A 17,673-nucleotide genomic window follows, 5' to 3' on the forward strand; every position below is an offset into this window, starting at 1 on the left:
AGCAAAGAACTGCTCATCACGCTGCTGAACGAACTGCTGGCAGGGGAACACCAGATAGAAAACCTGACCCTGCTGGACAAGGAGAACCACTCCGACAGCATAGCGGACGCAGGCATCATCTACGACCTGTACTGCCTGACTACTACGGGAGAGTACATCATCGTGGAGATGCAGAACCGCTTCCACAGCAACTTTCTGGACCGTACGCTGTTCTACATGTGCCGCGCCATAGGCAGACAGGTGGAGAACATCCGCGAGAAACGAAAAAAGGAACGTGAACTCCGCACCGATGAGCCGATGACCGAGGAAGAAAACGACCTTATGCTCCGCGAAGAGAAAGCGGATTACTACGGAGCCAGATACAAGCTCTCTACCGTATACGGTATCTTCCTGATGAATTTCCGTGAACCGGGACTGGAAGCCAAATTCCGTACGGATACGGTGATAGCGGACCGGGAAAGCGGAAAGACGATAAACCCGCACTTCCGCCAGATTTATCTCCAGTTCCCTTATTTCGAGAAGGAGCTGAATGAATGTGAAACACTGTATGACAAACTGATTTATACACTGAAAAATATGCAACACTGGAACAGAATGCCCGACGCACTGAAGGAACAGGTGTTCAACCGCCTGGAGGAACTGGCTGCCGTAGCCAACCTGTCAATGGAAGACCGAATAGCCTACGACAAGGCTCTGGACCGCTACCGGGTAAGTCGGATAGTGGAAGAAGATGCCCGAAGGGCCGGATGGAAACAGGGACTGGAAGAAGGACGGGAGAAAGGACTGGAAGAAGGTCGTGCCAAAGGAATGGCAGAAGGGCTGGAGAAAGGAATGGAGAAAGGAATGGAGAAAGGTAAAAACGAGGAAAAAAGAGCCATTGCCCGCAACTTGAAAGCGCTGGGACTGACATCCGAACAGATTCAAGCCGCTACCGGACTTTCTGCCCAAGAAATAGACCGGGTATAGGAAACCTTCTCATGGCAGGTAGGAACGTAATAGAATGAGGTACCTGCCCATCCTTCAGACCAACAGATTGACGCATGAAGCATAACCAAAACCATAGAAAATGAAAAATTATCAGATAGCAGTAGCCGGAACGGGCTACGTAGGACTTTCGATCGCTACGCTGCTGGCGCAGCATCACCCGGTAACAGCGGTAGACGTGATTCCGGAGAAGGTGGAGAAAATAAACCGCCGCATCAGCCCGATACAGGACGAGTACATCGAAAAGTATCTGGCCGAAAAGGAACTGAACCTGAAAGCTACCCTGGACGGGGCTTCGGCCTACCGGGACGCGGACTTCATCGTAATAGCGGCACCGACCAACTATGACCCGGTGAAGAACTACTTCGACACGAGCCACGTGGAGGAGGTAATCGACCTGGTGCTGGAGGTGAACCCGGACGCGGTGATGGTAATCAAGAGTACCATCCCGGTGGGATACTGCCGGAGCCTGTACGTGAAGTATGCCCCGAAATTCGAGAACACGCCTGCCTTGCAGGGCAAGAAGTTCAACCTGCTGTTCTCGCCGGAATTCCTGCGGGAGAGCAAGGCGCTGTATGACAACCTCTACCCCAGCCGCATCATCGTAGGCTACCCGAAGTTCATCGACGGACAGGACGAAGAGAACGAGGCCATCCGGGCCATCGCCGGAGAGCAACTGGAAGAGAAGGCGCATGAATTTGCCGCCCTGCTGCAGGAAGGTGCCCTCAAGGAAAACGTGGATACCCTGTTCATGGGACTGAAGGAGGCAGAAGCGGTGAAGCTGTTCGCCAATACGTACCTGGCACTGCGGGTATCGTACTTCAACGAACTGGATACGTATGCGGAGGTGAAGGGACTGGACACACAGGCCATCATCCAGGGCATCTGCCTGGACCCGCGTATCGGCACGCACTACAACAACCCGAGCTTCGGCTACGGAGGCTACTGCCTGCCGAAAGACACGAAACAGCTGCTGGCCAACTATCAGGATGTACCGGAGAACCTGATTCACGCCATCGTGGAGTCGAACCGGACCCGCAAGGACTTCATTGCAGACCGGGTACTGAAGATGGCGGGATACTACGATTATTACAACCGGGGGGACTATAATCCGTCGGCAGAGAAAGAATGTATCATCGGGGTGTACCGCCTGACGATGAAGTCGAACAGTGACAACTTCCGCCAGAGCAGCATCCAGGGAGTGATGAAACGCATCAAAGCGAAAGGAGCTACCGTCATCATCTACGAACCGACCCTGGAAGACGGCACTTCGTTCTTCGGTTCGAAGGTAGTGAATGACCTGGAGGCTTTCAAGGCACAGGCACAGGCCATCATCGCCAACCGCTATGACACTTGTCTGGACGATGTGAAGGAAAAGGTGTATACGAGGGATATTTTCCGGAGAGACTGAACAACGTTGAGAGTCTGGTTAATCGATATACGCTGTTCCGGCAGACCGCATTTCTGCACCGGAACAGCGTTTTTTCTTCTGCCTGCCAGCTACCGGAATCAGAGCCGGGAGAGGCAGACCTTCAGGGATTCCATCCAATAAGGGATGTGAAGCCCGAAAGTTTCCTTGATCTTGGTCTTGTCGAGCACCGAATAGGCCGGACGTTTCACGGGACTGGGGAACTCGTTGCTGTGGCAAGGCCGGATATCGCAGGAAGTATGGCCGGACAGGGCGGCTATGACCTTGGTGAAATCGTACCAGGAGCAGACTCCTTCGTTGCTGTAATGGTAGATTCCGGTCTTGGAATAGCCGGCGGAAGGCTGTTCGGCCTCGTAGTCGCGTAAGATGGTCACGATGGCTGCTGCCAGGTCGTATGCATAGGTAGGGGTACCTGCCTGATCGAACACCACATTCAGCTGGGGTTTGGTGGCGGTCAGGTTCAGCATGGTCTTCACGAAGTTCTTGCCGAACTCGGAATAGAGCCAGGCTGTGCGCAGGATGACATGATCGCATCCGGACTGGCGGATGAACTCCTCTCCTTCGAGCTTGGTCTGTCCATAGACTCCTGTCGGGGTTCCCTGCTGGTCTTCGCGGCAAGGGATGTTGTAGGGATCGCCTCCGAAGACATAATCGGTAGAGACGTGCACCAGCAGTCCGTTCACTTCCTTCATGGCGATGGCCAGGTTCTGCGGGGCCTTTGCGTTCAGTGTCCGGCAGAACGCTTCATCCGTTTCGGCCTTGTCCACGTTAGTATAAGCCGCACAGTTTACGATGCACTGCACGCCCTGTTCCTTCACCAGTCGGCGTACAGCCTCCAGATCCGTAATGTCCAGCAGAGTGGTTTCCACACCCTCCGGAGTGGTTACGTCTGTAAAAATATAAGTGTCGTTGGTCTCCCTGGCCAGGATGCGCATTTCATTGCCCAACTGGCCGTTGGCACCGGTAACTAAGATTTTCATGTAACTAATGAACAATGAATAATGAATAATGAATAATGAATAATGAATAATGAATAATGAATAATGAATAATGAATAATGAATAGTGAATAACAAAAAGAACGGTTTGCTCCTGTCGTTTTTAATTTTTAATTATTCATTAAATAAATGGTGTCTCAAAATCCTTCAGCAGCGGATGTCTGGTATCCTTTTCGCTTAGAATGGCTTTTTCTATAGGAATCCGCCAGTCGATGCCCAGACTTTCATCCAGGATGCTGATTCCCCCGTCCGCTTCGGGATGGTAGAAATTATCGCACTTGTACTGGAAAACCGCCGTTTCGCTCAAGACGGCAAATCCGTGGGCAAAGCCCTGGGGGATGAAGAACTGGCGGTGATTGTCTTCCGTGAGCTCGACAGCCACGTGCTGTCCGTAGGTAGGGCTTCCCTTGCGGATGTCTACCGCCACATCGAGCACGGCTCCTCTGACACAACGTACCAGCTTGCTCTGTGTATAAGGCGGACGCTGGAAATGCAGTCCGCGCATCACCCCGTAGGACGACATGCTTTCATTGTCCTGCACGAAGCGGACAGGTTTCACTTTTTCATCGAACTCCCGCTGCGAGAAAGACTCGAAGAAATAGCCTCTCGCATCCTTGAAGATTCGTGGCTCGATGATGACCACGCCTTCTATTGCTGTCTTGATTACTTCCATAGTCGCAAAAATAAGTTAGCCGATATCCTCCCGCTCCAGAATGGAACTATGTGCCAGATAATCGGGCGACTCGGCATAGATAAAGATGACACTTCCTCCTTTGATGGCATCGATGATGGGCTTTGACAGATTCTTCGGAACAGCCGGACAACCGAAACTTCTTCCCAGACGACCGGCAGAACGGGCTACGGAAGGGTCGGCGTATGCCGCACCGTGTACCACGATGGCACGTTGGCGGGCACGGTCGTTGATTCCTTTCTCCAGGCCGTCTAACAGCAAGGAGTAACCGTTCTTCCCCTGGTAAGGGCTATCGGTGAGATAGAAGCCCAGGGAGCTCTTGTAGGAGCCGTATTCGTTGGAAAAAGAGGTGGCGTAATTTCCGCCGCTGTTCTTACCGTGTGACACCACCGAATGGAAAAGCAGTTTCTTCCGGTCCATATCGAACACGTAGAGACGCTTCTCGGTGGAAGGTTTCGAGAAATCGATGAGCGTAAGGATATTCTTCTTCCGTCCGGAAATCTTGTAATAACCGGTGACGGCCTGGCGGAACGCCTCCCAATTGACAACGCCCTCGAGCTGCATGTCGTGATACAGGGAGGAACACAGGGTTGAACGTGCCGGGGCATTGACTGCCGGAGCGGTAGGGCCCCCACAGATCCGGTTGCCTGTCAAGGTAAAAAACGAAGGAAGAATAAACAGAATCAATAAACTTACAATACGCCGCATAACAAACTATCTGAAAACGGTTGCAAAGGTAGCCATAAAATCTGAGTCCGTTCACTGACAGAATGTTAAAAAGTAGAAACTTATTCGATGACCACCACGAGGGACTGCTCCACCGGAGCCCAGTCGAACACGAACTTGGCATGCGAGGTGGCATTCCGTACACACATGTGCGAACGGGGCGTCGTGCCCAGCGTGTAGCTGTATTCAATCATGGCCGTGCGCGGGACGTTGACCGGTACGCCATGAATGTAGGCACCGTTGGTAAACCGGCTGGCATACGGAGCATATCCGCCTACCGCCGAGGAACCGTCCTTCAGGAAGACCATGCGTGACTTCTTTTCCTGAATCAGGAACAGGCCCAACGGGGTCTCCTGCCCGTAAGGCGGGTTATGCAGGCCGGTGGTGGCCGGATTCACACTGCGGATGAACCAGGTACCCCGCTCCTTCCATTCCAAGGTAGCAATGTTCTGGTCTTTCCGGTCCACAAACACCACGTGACGGAAAGAGACGCTGTCCGGTAAAGGCTTGAGGTATCGCTCGGGAATCAGCCATTCCTCATCGATCGTGACCGGCTTCACCTTGTAGAATCCTCCCTGGCGGGAAAGGACTTCGGCCAGGGAACCGTCGCGTCCGTAACGGATGGGAGTCACGGTATCGGCCGGCAGGTAGAGCGGAACAGACTGGTAGCGTTCCACACCGAGTGTATCGGACACTCTCCGGTAGACATTCCGGCGATAGGTGGCCACCAGAGGAGCCTCTCCGTTCCGGTTCTTGTAATTCTGGAAGACTCCCCAGGCGGCAGGCTGTTCCTGCATGTTTTCGATGAAAGCGAGACTCTTGCGCACAATGTCCCATTTCACGACGCGCACCGTATCGCGGTAGGGATAGACATCGTCGAGGGTGTACTTGTCATACAGCAGTTCGCGGAGGAGTACGATATCGGATTCGGACAAAGGCTTCTCCTGAAACGGCAACTCACCGGGCTCCACAACAACCAAGGCGGAATCCTGCTGAACAACGGGAACCTCCTGTACCTGTCTCTCCGAGTGACTACAGCTTCCACACAAGAAAGCCGAAAGCACTACCACCGTATGAAATATCCGCTTCATAGCCAATGTCCTGTAGGTTTTACAAAGATAACATTTTTTATATTACTTACAAATTAGTAAACAAAAAAACCCGCCGCAAAGTTCACGAAAGGAACACCTTGCAACGGGATATCGGCAATATATGACTATGTTCAGAAACGGACCATCATCTCGACCACAATCTTATCCTGCTCGGAAGCCTTGGCCAGCGAATTGTTATCGTAGAAATACTTTTCGTAGTTCAACCGGAGGTCGGCCTGGAAGGGCTTACCGAAACTGAATGTCACCCCACCGGTGATTCGCTTACGGGCATAATCGGTAATGGTGAGCAGGCCTTCACGGTCGGAACCGGCCTCTCCGTAAGTGGTTCCGTCACTATGGTCGCCCATGTAATCGAAACGGCCCAGGAATGAAATCTTCTTGAAAGGGAAATGTTTTTTCCGGATGAACCAGTCGTAATTGACGAAGGCATCGACTGCCCATACATCGGAAAACATGTGATTATCATAATGCTTATACAATCCTTCTACCTCGAAGTGCCAGTTGTTCCATTCGTAATACGTACCGGCATCGTACATGTAGATATTCGTTTCGGCTGGGCGGATACGCTGGGTGCTCAAAGACAGGTTATAATTTTCCCACGGCTTCAGTTGCAATTTGGCCGAATAACAAAGAATGCGGTGCCACTCCTTCTGCTGCGTCAAGCCTGAACCACTGAACAATCCTCCCTCAATGACCAGCGGGAATCCTTCACGGACCGTATATCCCAGTGTAGCGCCGACATCGCGTACATTACCTACCTGCTTGGCAATAAAGGAACGGTTGGCAAAATACTGCTGATGCGGAGAACGGTGTGCATCGATAGTAAAAGGCACACGCATCTGTCCGATGGTTATATTGAAATCCTTCACCGGAGTAACACGGGCATAGGCATCCAGCATCTTGATCTGTCCTTCGTCCGACAAATCGATTTCAGCCTTGTAACCTACCAGCTCGTGCACCTTACCGTCGAGGCTGATACGGGCATTACGTACCTGAAAGCGCTGTTCATCGGTTGTTGTCTGGTATTCATACTTGCCACGTATCGTTCCATGGATATTGGGCAGATAATCCTTCCAATCCTGTGCCTGTACTCCGATGGCCAGGGATACGACACAAATCACTGAGAAAAGTCTCTTAATCATATACATCAATGGGTCTTTGTTTCCTGGCACAAAAGTATATGATAGCGGCAACCTGTATATGACAAACGTATTACAAAGCTGTTACATCGTCATCGGGGAAACGCAGGGTCTCCACTTTCTCCAACCGGCTCCGCAACCTGTCCATACAGGATTTACGGATCCGTAGGGTCATCCGGCAATCCATGTCGTAGGACTGCTCCAGGATTTCGGGTCCTTCTTCCTTGACAATCCGCATCACATCGTTCATAAACGGATATTCGAACATCACGGTAATGTCCTCGTCCACTGTCTTCTCAATGACGACGGCCTCTTCCAACGCCTGTGCCGCCGCCGTACGGTAAGCCACAATCAGGCCGCTCGTGCCCAACTTGATACCGCCGAAATAGCGCACCACGATGACCAGCACATCGGTCAGCTCCTTCGAGAGGATCTGTCCCAGGATAGGCTTTCCCGCCGTACCCGAGGGCTCTCCGTTGTCGTTTGCCCGGAAATCCTTCCGTTCGGGCCCCAGCATGTAGGCATAGCAGACGTGGCGGGCATCGTAATATTTCTTCTGGTATTCCTCCAGACATGACTTGATTTCGGACAGGGTACGTACCGGAAGAGCGATCGCAATGAATTTGCTCCGCTTCTCGGTATAAATGGACTCAGACCTTCCTTCAATCGTCTTATAAGTATCTTCTTGCATCATGCAGGCAAAAATAATAAAATTCTCCGGATATGCGGCACAAGTTCCGCTCCGAGAACCGGGAGAGTGAAAAAAACAGGCTCCCGCATCGACAGAGACACAGGAGCCTGCAACAAATCTAATCATCTGAACCCCACGGACAACCTTTCGGACCGTGCTTCCGACCGTTTACTCCAGCTTGTGGATAACCAGTCCCGAACGTAGCTTCGGCTCGAACCAGGTAGTCTTGGGAGGCATGATGTTTCCGCTATCGGCAATATCCATCAGCTGCTTCATGGACACCGGATACAAGGCCAACGCCATAGCCATCTCGCCGCTATCCACCCGTTTCTTCAATTCACCCAAGCCACGGATTCCTCCGACGAAATCGATACGCTTGTCGCTCCGCAGGTCTTTAATGCCCAGGATTTCGTCCAGAATCAGGTTGGAGGAAATAGTTACATCGAGCACCCCGATCGGGTCGTGATCATCGTATGTACCTTCCTTGGCGGTCAGGCTGTACCATTTTCCGGCCAGATACAACGAGAAGTTATGCAGGGCTACCGGCTTGTAGATTTCCGTTCCCTTCTCCTCTACGACGAAATGTTTCTCCAGCGCTTTCAGGAATGCCTCGGGCGTCAGTCCGTTCAAGTCCTTCACCACCCGGTTATAGTCGATGATAGTCAGCTGGTCGGCCGGGAAGCAGACCGCCATGAAGTAATTATACTCCTCATCGCCCTTGTGGTTGGGATTCTGTTTCGCCTTCTCTGCACCTACCAAGGCAGCAGCTGCGCTCCGGTGATGCCCGTCGGCAATGTACAGCGCCGGCATGGACGCGAAGGCCTTCGTAATAGCAGCGATGTCCGCATCGTCATCGATCACCCAGAACTGATGACCGAAACCGTCGCCCGGCGCAATGAAATCGTATACCGGCGGCTTGGCCGTGTAGCGGGCTACCAATGCATCCAGCTGCGCATTCTCCGGGTAAGCGAAGAATACGGGTTCGATGTTGGCATTGTTGACGCGCACATGCTTCATCCGGTCTTCTTCCTTGTCCCGGCGGGTCAGTTCGTGCTTCTTGATGACACCGTTCATGTAATCGGGTACATACGCGCCTACTACCAGACCGTATTGCGTTTTTCCGTTCATGGTCTGCGCATAGATGTAATAACATTCCTTGTTGTCCTGTACCAGCCAGCCTTTATCCTGGAACGCCTGGAAATTCTCGACCGCCTTATCATAGACACTGGGATCGTGCTCGTCAGTACCCTCCGGAAAATCGATTTCCGGCTTGATGATGTGATACAGGGATTTCTCGTTACCGGCAGCTTCCTGACGTGCCTCTTCCGAATTCAATACATCGTAAGGACGGGAAACGACCTGCTCCACCCATTCCTGGGGAGGACGGATTCCTCTAAATGGTTTTACTATTGCCATAACGTTTCAGATTATCTTTAAAAATCCGACCATGAAGATGAGGGCCATTTTCATGGTCGGTAAATTCAAACTTATTTATTTACACGGAATTTCTCACAGCCGTCTCTCAAAAAGCCTACAATCTGCCGGGCAGCCGCAATACCGGCATTGATATTGGCTTCGGCCGTCTGTGCCCCCATCTTTTTCGGGGTAGAGAAATAACGGCCGGGGAATTTGGCGGCAAAGATCTCGTTTGCCACCGGCATGATATCCGTAATATACTTCAAATCGGCACGTTCATCCATCAGCTGGATGAGTTCGGCCTCGTTGATGACTTCCTTACGGGCCGTATTCACCAGAATACCGTTCTTCGGCAAGCGGTTCACCAATGCGTAGTTGATGGAGTTCTTGGTTTCGGGAGTAGCCGGGATATGGAGTGAAACGATGTCGCAGGTAGCATACAGTTCTTCGGCAGAATCCAGCGCCTTAATACCGTCGGCTTCCATCACTTCCTTCGGGCAATACGCATCGTAAGCATAGATGTCCATACCGATACCCTTGGCGATACGGGCTACGTTACGTCCCACATTACCGTAAGCGTGAATACCCAGTTTCTTGCCCTTCAACTCTGTACCTGACTTGCCGTCGTAGAAATTACGGACAGCCATGATGAGCATACCGAATACCAGTTCGGCTACCGCATTCGAGTTCTGTCCCGGCGTATTCATGACGCATACGCCATGAGCTGTGGCAGCTTCCAAGTCTACATTATCGTAACCTGCACCGGCACGTACCACAATCTTCAGGTTCGGAGCGGCATCAAACACTTCCTTATCGATGATATCACTTCGGATGATGATAGCGTTCGCATCCTTTACGGCATCCAGCAATGCCTGTTTCTCTGTATATTTTTCCAGTAAAGCCAATTCATAACCAGCAGCTTCCACTTCCTTACGGATACCGTCTACCGCAATCTTTGCGAACGGTTTTTCTGTAGCGACTAATACTTTCATAGGTTTCAGATTTTAAAGAAATAAGGACGTGCATACTCTTTCTCCACACGTCCTTATCCCGGTTATATTAAAAAGGGATGATTAATGCAATTTTTCAAATTCCTGCATACAGTCTACCAAAGCCTGTACACTTTCTATCGGCAAAGCATTGTAGCAGGAAGCACGGAAGCCACCGACTGAACGGTGTCCTTTGATACCGACCATGCCTCTCTCTGTAGCGAACTTCAGGAAGTCGGCTTCCAGATCCTTGTATTCATCGGCCATCACGAAGCAGATGTTCATCAGCGAACGGTCTTCTACGTTCGTTACGGTACCACGGAACAACTTGTTACGGTCTATTTCATCGTACAGCAGTTTGGCACGGGCCTGCGCTCTGCGCTGCATCTCTTCCACGCCACCCTGAGCCTTCACCCAACGTAAAGTCTGCAAAGCCACATAGATAGGAACTACCGGAGGAGTATTGAACATAGAGCCTTTATCCACATGAGTCTGATAATTCAGCATCGTCGGGATGTAACGGCTCACCTTACCCAACGCATCGTTCTTCACGATAACGAAAGTCACGCCGGCCGGAGCCAGGTTCTTCTGGGCACCTCCGTAGATACAGATGTATTTGGAAACATCGACCGGACGAGAGAAGATATCCGATGACATATCGCCTACCAACGGAACATTGACATCCGGATCGGCATGCAATTCTGTACCGTAGATGGTATTGTTGGTCGTAATATGGAAATAGTCCGCATCGGCAGGAACTTCATAATTCTTCGGGATATATGTGTAGCCGTCTTTTTCGGAAGAAGCGACTTCGATGGTCTCGCCGAAGCCTTTGGCTTCCTTCATGGCCTTCTTGGCCCATGTACCGGTATTCAGATAAGCGGCTTTCTTTTCGAGGAAATTATAGGGAACCATACAGAATTCCATGCTTGCACCACCTCCCAGGAACAGTACCGAGTAACCTTCCGGGATATTCAGAAGTTCCTTGAACAAAGCGACAGCTTCGTCCACTACCGGCTGGAAGTCTTTAGCACGGTGACTGATCTCCATCAACGAAAGTCCCGAGCCATTGAAATCAAGAATAGCCTGTGCTGCATTTTCAATCACCTCGCGTGGCAGGATAGAGGGTCCCGCATTAAAATTATGTTTTTTCATGGGAATATTGTTTTGGTTAAACATTCAGTTCTTAATTCTACAGATGCGAAATTAGCGATTATTTTGATACTTCCAAAGATTTATGTGATAAATTTCCAATAAAATCAAAATTTCTCTTTCAATTTACGAAAACAGACTTTCTTTTTACTATCAGATTGACACATATCAGCAATGCTATGAAAGAAATTTGAATGACATTACCTCTGTTTTGTCCGGCTTCGCCTCCATCCTGTTTGACTTTGCTCACCGAACGCCAGAAAAAACGTTCCAAACTTTTTCACAGCCCTTCACCCCGGCACGGTACCCTGAGAAGAACTCACCGGCCTCTATTTGGCTGGTTCAATCAGTGTCTTGACTCCCTTGATCTTTTCGTTCCGGATAAGCGCCAGTACCTGACGGGCCTTTTTCCGCGAAATGGCGGCAAAGGCATAATGGTCTTTCACATCGACCCGACCGATTTCTTCCCGGTTCAGTCCGCCCTTCTTCGAAAGGAAGCCCACGATATCCACTTTATTGATTTTGTCTTTCTTGCCTTTTCCTATATATAAGGTAAGAAATTCCGGCAACTCCGGTTGGGGCAACGGTTCGGGGAAAACGAAAGTTTCGATATCGGCCGGAACAAAATCAGGCATCGTCTCTTCAGGACCCAGAATCAAGTAGGCTTTTCCTTCCGCATCCCAACGGGCCGTACGTCCGTTCCGGTGGATGTAACCGTCTTCGGCGGCAGGCAAGTGATAATGTACCACATTTTTGATTTCAGGAATGTCCAGGCCACGGGCAGCCAGGTCGGTAGAGATAAAGATATGGCAACTCCCGTTACGGAACTTGTACAAGGCACGTTCCCTGTCCTCCTGCTCCATTCCTCCGTGGAAGGTCTCGCAATACACTTTCACGGAATGAAGGTACTTCCCTACCCGATCCACACTCTCGCGGTAATTACAGAATACCAGGGTCGGTTCGTTACCTACCGAGCAGACCAGCCGGTAGAGGGTTTCCAGTTTATCCTTAATGGGAGAAGGTACACAATAGACCTGTAAGGAAGCGGCTGCAGGCGTTTCTTCGTCCGTCAGGAAGTTCAGCTTCCGTGTACGGCGGTCCACACCGGTAAACCGGGGAATCTCTTCGGCATCGGTAGCCGACAACAGGAAGCGCTGCTTCAGCCGGGTCAATGCACCGATGACTGCCGCCATCTCTTCCTGGAAGCCCAGCTCCAGGCTCTTGTCGAACTCATCGATGACCAGCAGGCGGACCGTCTCCGCATCGAAATTCTGCTTGTTCAGGTGGTCGTTCATACGTCCCGGGGTACCGATAATGACATCCGGGTGCAGGCTGTTCATCGTCCGGTGTTCCTCCATGGCCGGACGTCCACCGTAACAGCTCATCACCTTAAATCCCGTACCCATGGCCTTGAACACCTGCTCTATCTGAAGAGCCAGTTCACGCGAAGGTACCAATACCACCGCCTGTACCCCATTCATACCCGGACGCAAAGCCTCAACCAAAGGCAACAGAAAAGCCAGGGTCTTACCGGTTCCGGTAGGTGAAAGCAAAATCAGGTCATCTCCTTTTCTTCCAGCCTCCCACACACGTTGCTGCATCGGGCTCAACTGTTCGATATTCAATCGGGTCAGAATAGTCTGTAAGTTTATCTCCATATTCAGTTTTAGATGTAATCATTTTCACAAAGATAGTAAAAGTATTCAAAAACCCATACAAATTCCCCATGAATCTTGCCTTATCCCACGTTTTCACGGAATATTTTTGTATTTTTGCCACCGGTTAGAACTTTTAAAATCGGGAAACAAATGGCAGACAATTACATTGAACGGCAATACGACGCGTATCAGGCAAAGAAATCGGCATGGGAACAGTCTCATAAATCCGCACGAAAGAAATCGTCCCGTCCGGAAGGATTGCACAAGCGGGTATTCATTACCGGAGGCGCATCCGGTATCGGAAAAGCGCTGGTACGTGCCTTCGCAGAACAACGGTGCCAGGTAGCCTTCTGCGACATTGATGCTACAGCCGGCAACCTGACCGCACAAACCACCGGTGCCCGTTTCTTTCCCGTAGATGTCTGTCAGGCGGAAGCACTGGAGGATTGCATGCGCCAACTCTTCGAAGACTGGGGCGACATCGACATCGTCATCAACAACATAGGTATCAGCCGCTTCTCTCCGCTGACCGAGACCAGCATCGAGGAGTTCGACCGGATTCTGGCCACCAACCTGCGTCCGGTATTCATCACTTCCCGCCGACTGGCCCTTCACCGGAACAGCCTGCCGGAGCCCAATCCGTACGGACGCATCATCAACCTCTGCTCCACCCGCTACCTGATGAGTGAACCGGGCAGCGAAGGATATGCGGCCTCCAAAGGCGGCATCTATTCGCTCACCCATGCGCTGATGGCTTCGCTGGCCGAACAGCACATCACGGTAAACGCCATCGCTCCCGGCTGGATACAGAACACGGACTACGAAGCGTTGCGTCCGGAAGACCACCTGCAACATCCGTCCGGGCGGGTAGGAAAACCGGAAGACATCGCCCGTGCCTGCATCTTCCTCTGCCAGGAAGAAAATGACTTCATCAACGGACAGACGATTACCATCGACGGAGGGATGACAAAGAAGATGATTTATATCGAATAAGATTCAAGCTTCATTTAGCAGAAGGACGTGTCTTGAAAGACAGGATATAAGCCGTCACACAGATGGCCATCACCACCATACCTATCCTCAGCCACCACGATTCAAAAAGCAGAACGGCGCAATGCAGAGCCGTCAGCCAGAGTAAAGAAATGGAAACGATTTTGGCCCGCAAAGGAATCATCCGGTCTTCGCGGAAGCTCCGGATATACGGTCCCAGGTATTTGTGTGCCAGCAGCCAGTCGTAGGCCCGCGGGGAACTCCGGAAGAACAGGGCAGCCGACAACAGCAGGAAGGGCGTGGTAGGCAGGACGGGCAGGAAAATACCTATCACTCCCAATATCAGTGAAAGAAAGCCTATGAACAAGTAGATATATTTCATGCCGCAAAGATACGGTTTATACACTTTACACCAAGAATTTATCCTTGAAAAACATTTGTCTTCACACATCCGGACCCGTATCATTCCCATAGCCGTGTAACATCTTTTTACATAGCAAGCCCACCAACTTTGGCATTTTTTCATACATTTGTATTCGAACTAGTCTCATAACAAACCGTTCGAACCTTATGCCATTGAATCTAACCGAAGAACAAATCATACAACTCGCCCCGGATGCCGCCTCGGTAAAGGCCGGTAAAGGACTGGCTGTTCCGGGGAAATGGGTCTTGCTTGCCTGCAGTGAACGCGCCGTATGGGGACACTGCCAGGGCAGCGGAAAAAATCCTTACCAGACCGCCATCGACCTGAATGACATTGCTTTCAAATGTTCCTGTCCCAGCCGGAAATTCCCTTGTAAACACGGATTGGGGCTGCTGCTTCTGTTCGCCGCCCAAGCCGACCTGTTCGAAAAGGCGGAAGAACCTGACTGGGTAGCTACATGGCTTTCCAAACGGGGAGTAAAAGCAGAAAAGAAAGAACAGAAAGCCCGGGACGAAAAGCCGGTAGATGCGGCCGCACAAGCCAAGCGGCAGGAAAAACGTCATCAGAACGTGCTGAACGGTATAGAAGACCTGGAAACCTGGATGAAGGATCTGGTACGGAACGGGCTGGTCAATGTTCCGGAACGGGCCGACAGCCTGTTTGAGAACATGGCCCGCCGGATGGTGGATGCCCATGCTCAGGGACTCGCCGGCCGCCTGCGAGCCATCGAAGAAATCAGTTTCCTGGGAGATGAGTGGAAGTACGAGCTGACGGACCGTCTGGGAAAACTGTACACCCCTGAAATGAAGCAGATGGGACTGGAAGAGGTCAGCCCCAACAAGAAGGAAAAAGACGAGGCCTACCTGTTACGCCAGTTGGCCGAACGGGTTCCCCTCCGGTTCTGGATGGAATTCTTCCAGTGTCCGGCCGAACAGGCGGTAACCGGCGCCTTGAACCGTTCTTCCCGCCGGAGGAATCCCCGTTACAACGAGATTGACTGGAAGACCACCATCACCAAGAACCTGAAGAACTACCAACCGGAATACAAGACCATCATTCCCGAAATACGCATCGGCTACGGCCGGAAACGGAAAGCGCTGAAGGACATCATCCTCTGTCTGGACCAGAGTGGTTCGATGGGGACATCGGTCATCTACTCCGGCATTTTCGGAGCGGTACTGGCTTCCCTACCCGCAGTCAACACCCGCATGGTGGTATTCGATACGGCAGTAGTAGACCTGACCGATGATTTACAGGACCCTGTTGACCTGCTTTTCGGCGTACAGCTGGGAGGCGGGACAGACATTGCCCGGGCCTTGACCTACTGCCAGGAAATCATCTCCCGTCCACAAGACACGGTACTGGTACTGGTAACCGACCTGTACGAAGGTGGAGAGGTCCGTGACATGTACAAACGGTTTGTCGAACTGGTGAACAGCGGCGTGCAGCTCATCGTCCTGCCTGCCCTGAACGATGACGGTGCCCCCGCTTACGACAAGACCCATGCCGCTTTTCTGGCCGAACTGGGTGTACCGACCTTTGCCTGTACGCCCGACAAGTTTCCAGACCTCATGGCAGCCGCTCTCAGCAAACAGGATATCGGGATGTGGGTATCGCAAAACATCAGCCAGTGAATGCAAGATGTTCGATTATCATCTATCAGAAGAAGTGCATTTGTGGCACATCTTCTGATAGGCCATCGAAATTGAGAAATACTCAGCCTTCACAACGACTGCTTCTATATGCAGAAGGGGTCACTTTCAAGATACGCATTACATATCGACAGAAATAAGAGACTGATGCAAAATTCATTCTCTCCGAAATCTCCTTTAAGGTCAGGGTCTTGTCGGATAGCAACCGAGTTATCTCGGTAATGGTAAACCGGTCTATCCAGAAATTCGCATGAAAGCCACTCACTTTCTTGCTTACTTCGGTAAGGTATTTGGGAGTGATACACAATTGTGAAGCATAAAAGGATACTTCCCTGTGAGTTTTGTATTGTCCGGACCCATGGACTGGAGAAGCCTGGTCAAACCGGCCCAATAAATCCGGTTGCTTCAAAAAAATTATTTTTGCTCCTCAGGCAGAACTGAAATCTTCGGTCCCGTCTGAGGAGCAAATGTTTTACACCTTTTATCCTTCGTAATAGAAATCAGGATAGATTTATCGTTACAGTTCATATCAACCGATTCATGCTCTAGTCCACCCTCAAAAAATATTAAATCCGGCGATTTGTTACCGTTTTCCAATCTTTTCTTATACCTTTGCCGCTAGTAGAACAAAGGGGTGCCCTACCCGACGGGCTGAGATCATACCCTACGAACCTGATACGGATAATTCCGGCGAAGGGATTGTTAGCTATGACTTTTCTTTTTTCCATCCATACGGACTACCTCTTTGGTTTACATACCCTTTAATTGTACGCTTATGAAACTGACTGTAAACAACAAAGAGACCGAGCTCACACAAGGCAATACAGTAGCCGATCTGGCCAACCAACTGGAACTCCCGACCCAGGGAGTGGCCATCGCTGTAAACAACCGCATGATTCCCCGTACCCAATGGAGCGAACAGGTACTGCACCCCAATGACAGCCTGGTAATCATCAAAGCCGCTTGTGGAGGATAAGCTGATGGAACTGCAATTCATTACCCATTTTACCGACCGTTATTCGTATTACGATTCGGCACGCCTGGCCTTGGAAGGGGGCTGCCGATGGATTCAGTTGCGCATGAAGGATGCTTCGCCGGAAGAGCGTGAACAGGAAGCCGTACGTGTCCAGGAGTTATGCCGTACCTACGGAGCAACATTCATCATCGACGACGACGTGGAACTGGTGAAGAAACTGAAAGCCGACGGAGTTCATCTAGGCAAGAATGACATGCCGATAGCCGAAGCACGACACATCCTAGCAAAGGACTTCATCATCGGCGGTACGGCAAACACGTTCGACGATGTGGTCTCACACTACCGTGCGGGAGCCGACTACATCGGTTGCGGTCCTTTCCGCTTCACGACAACCAAGAAGAACCTGAGTCCCATTCTGGGGCTGGAAGGCTACCGTAACATCGTCCGACAGATGCACGAACACGGAATCAATCTGCCGATAGTGGCCATCGGTGGTATCACCTGTGAAGATATCCCGGCCATCATGCAGACAGGAGTCAGCGGCATTGCGTTGAGCGGAACTATTCTGCGGGCAGAGAATCCGGCAGAAGAAACCAGAAAAATCCTCGAGGAGTTAAAAAGTAAAAGTTAAAAGTTAAAAGTCAGAA

17 protein-coding genes, 1 pseudogene and 1 riboswitch are annotated in these 17,673 nt (G+C 51.1%); of the genes and pseudogenes, 6 read left to right on the forward strand and 12 right to left on the reverse strand.

Features of this window, described 5'->3' with window-relative positions:
* Both C510_RS0108065 and C510_RS0108070 read left to right on the forward strand, forming a co-directional pair.
* Window positions 1-966: PD-(D/E)XK nuclease family transposase (locus tag C510_RS0108065; protein ID WP_018710838.1), on the forward strand; the 966-nt coding region annotated here is incomplete at its 5' end.
* A 100-nt stretch (window positions 967-1,066) separates the two neighbouring features.
* A complete protein-coding gene (locus C510_RS0108070) occupies window positions 1,067-2,395 on the forward strand; it encodes a nucleotide sugar dehydrogenase (RefSeq protein WP_018710839.1) in 1,329 nt (442 codons plus the stop codon).
* Between the two features lie 98 nt (window positions 2,396-2,493).
* Here C510_RS0108070 and rfbD read toward each other — a convergent pair whose 3' ends face one another.
* From rfbD to C510_RS0108125, 10 genes are all read right to left on the reverse strand, one after another.
* Complete coding sequence (gene rfbD / locus C510_RS0108075) at window positions 2,494-3,393, reverse strand: dTDP-4-dehydrorhamnose reductase (RefSeq protein ID WP_022340022.1); 900 nt, start codon at window positions 3,391-3,393, stop codon at window positions 2,494-2,496.
* A 138-nt stretch (window positions 3,394-3,531) separates the two neighbouring features.
* Window positions 3,532-4,083, reverse strand: coding sequence for a dTDP-4-dehydrorhamnose 3,5-epimerase (gene rfbC / locus C510_RS0108080; protein ID WP_018710841.1), 552 nt, complete (start codon window positions 4,081-4,083; stop codon window positions 3,532-3,534).
* A gap of 15 nt (window positions 4,084-4,098) precedes the next feature.
* On the reverse strand, window positions 4,099-4,809 hold the full coding sequence (locus C510_RS0108085) for a murein L,D-transpeptidase catalytic domain family protein (RefSeq protein WP_018710842.1): 711 nt from the start codon (window positions 4,807-4,809) through the stop codon (window positions 4,099-4,101).
* Between the two features lie 80 nt (window positions 4,810-4,889).
* Complete coding sequence (locus tag C510_RS0108090) at window positions 4,890-5,918, reverse strand: L,D-transpeptidase (RefSeq protein WP_018710843.1); 1,029 nt, start codon at window positions 5,916-5,918, stop codon at window positions 4,890-4,892.
* Between the two features lie 131 nt (window positions 5,919-6,049).
* A complete protein-coding gene (locus C510_RS0108095; protein ID WP_018710844.1) occupies window positions 6,050-7,087 on the reverse strand; it encodes a porin in 1,038 nt (345 codons plus the stop codon).
* 64 nt (window positions 7,088-7,151) lie between these two features.
* Entirely contained in the window at window positions 7,152-7,769 is a 618-nt protein-coding gene (locus C510_RS0108100; protein WP_025892350.1) for an IMPACT family protein, read from the reverse strand.
* Window positions 7,770-7,937: 168 nt separating this feature from the next.
* Entirely contained in the window at window positions 7,938-9,185 is a 1,248-nt protein-coding gene (locus C510_RS0108105) for a DUF1015 domain-containing protein (protein ID WP_018710846.1), read from the reverse strand.
* Window positions 9,186-9,256: 71 nt separating this feature from the next.
* Complete coding sequence (locus C510_RS0108110) at window positions 9,257-10,177, reverse strand: NAD(P)-dependent oxidoreductase (protein WP_018710847.1); 921 nt, start codon at window positions 10,175-10,177, stop codon at window positions 9,257-9,259.
* 81 nt (window positions 10,178-10,258) lie between these two features.
* On the reverse strand, window positions 10,259-11,329 hold the full coding sequence (gene serC / locus C510_RS0108115) for a 3-phosphoserine/phosphohydroxythreonine transaminase (protein ID WP_018710848.1): 1,071 nt from the start codon (window positions 11,327-11,329) through the stop codon (window positions 10,259-10,261).
* A gap of 326 nt (window positions 11,330-11,655) precedes the next feature.
* Window positions 11,656-12,984, reverse strand: coding sequence for a DEAD/DEAH box helicase (locus C510_RS0108125; RefSeq protein ID WP_018710850.1), 1,329 nt, complete (start codon window positions 12,982-12,984; stop codon window positions 11,656-11,658).
* A 150-nt stretch (window positions 12,985-13,134) separates the two neighbouring features.
* Between C510_RS0108125 and C510_RS0108130 the strand changes: the two genes are divergently transcribed.
* Entirely contained in the window at window positions 13,135-13,977 is an 843-nt protein-coding gene (locus C510_RS0108130) for an SDR family NAD(P)-dependent oxidoreductase (protein WP_018710851.1), read from the forward strand.
* Window positions 13,978-13,987: 10 nt separating this feature from the next.
* Here C510_RS0108130 and C510_RS0108135 read toward each other — a convergent pair whose 3' ends face one another.
* Entirely contained in the window at window positions 13,988-14,356 is a 369-nt protein-coding gene (locus tag C510_RS0108135; RefSeq protein ID WP_018710852.1) for a YbaN family protein, read from the reverse strand.
* Window positions 14,357-14,544: 188 nt separating this feature from the next.
* Between C510_RS0108135 and C510_RS17755 the strand changes: the two genes are divergently transcribed.
* Window positions 14,545-16,032 carry a vWA domain-containing protein gene (locus C510_RS17755; protein ID WP_018710853.1) on the forward strand — a complete coding sequence of 496 codons (1,488 nt, stop codon included), beginning with the start codon at window positions 14,545-14,547 and terminating at the stop codon, window positions 16,030-16,032.
* A gap of 82 nt (window positions 16,033-16,114) precedes the next feature.
* On the opposite strand, the pseudogene C510_RS17075 reads toward C510_RS17755, so the two are convergent.
* Window positions 16,115-16,378 (reverse strand): annotated as a pseudogene (locus C510_RS17075) (helix-turn-helix domain-containing protein); the annotation flags it as partial.
* Window positions 16,379-16,670: 292 nt separating this feature from the next.
* Window positions 16,671-16,766: riboswitch (TPP riboswitch) on the forward strand.
* Between the two features lie 59 nt (window positions 16,767-16,825).
* On the opposite strand from C510_RS17075, the gene thiS reads away from it, so the two are divergent.
* The gene (thiS, locus tag C510_RS0108150) at window positions 16,826-17,026 is read left to right on the forward strand and encodes a sulfur carrier protein ThiS (protein ID WP_018710855.1); all 201 of its coding nucleotides are present in this window, start codon (window positions 16,826-16,828) and stop codon (window positions 17,024-17,026) included.
* The gene (locus C510_RS0108155) at window positions 17,016-17,657 is read left to right on the forward strand and encodes a thiamine phosphate synthase (protein WP_018710856.1); all 642 of its coding nucleotides are present in this window, start codon (window positions 17,016-17,018) and stop codon (window positions 17,655-17,657) included. The genes thiS and C510_RS0108155 overlap by 11 nt, the downstream gene beginning before the upstream one ends.
* The last annotated feature ends 16 nt before the right edge of the window (window positions 17,658-17,673 follow it).

Source organism: Phocaeicola barnesiae DSM 18169 = JCM 13652, from assembly GCF_000374585.1.
GTDB classification, from domain to species: Bacteria; Bacteroidota; Bacteroidia; order Bacteroidales; family Bacteroidaceae; genus Phocaeicola; species Phocaeicola barnesiae.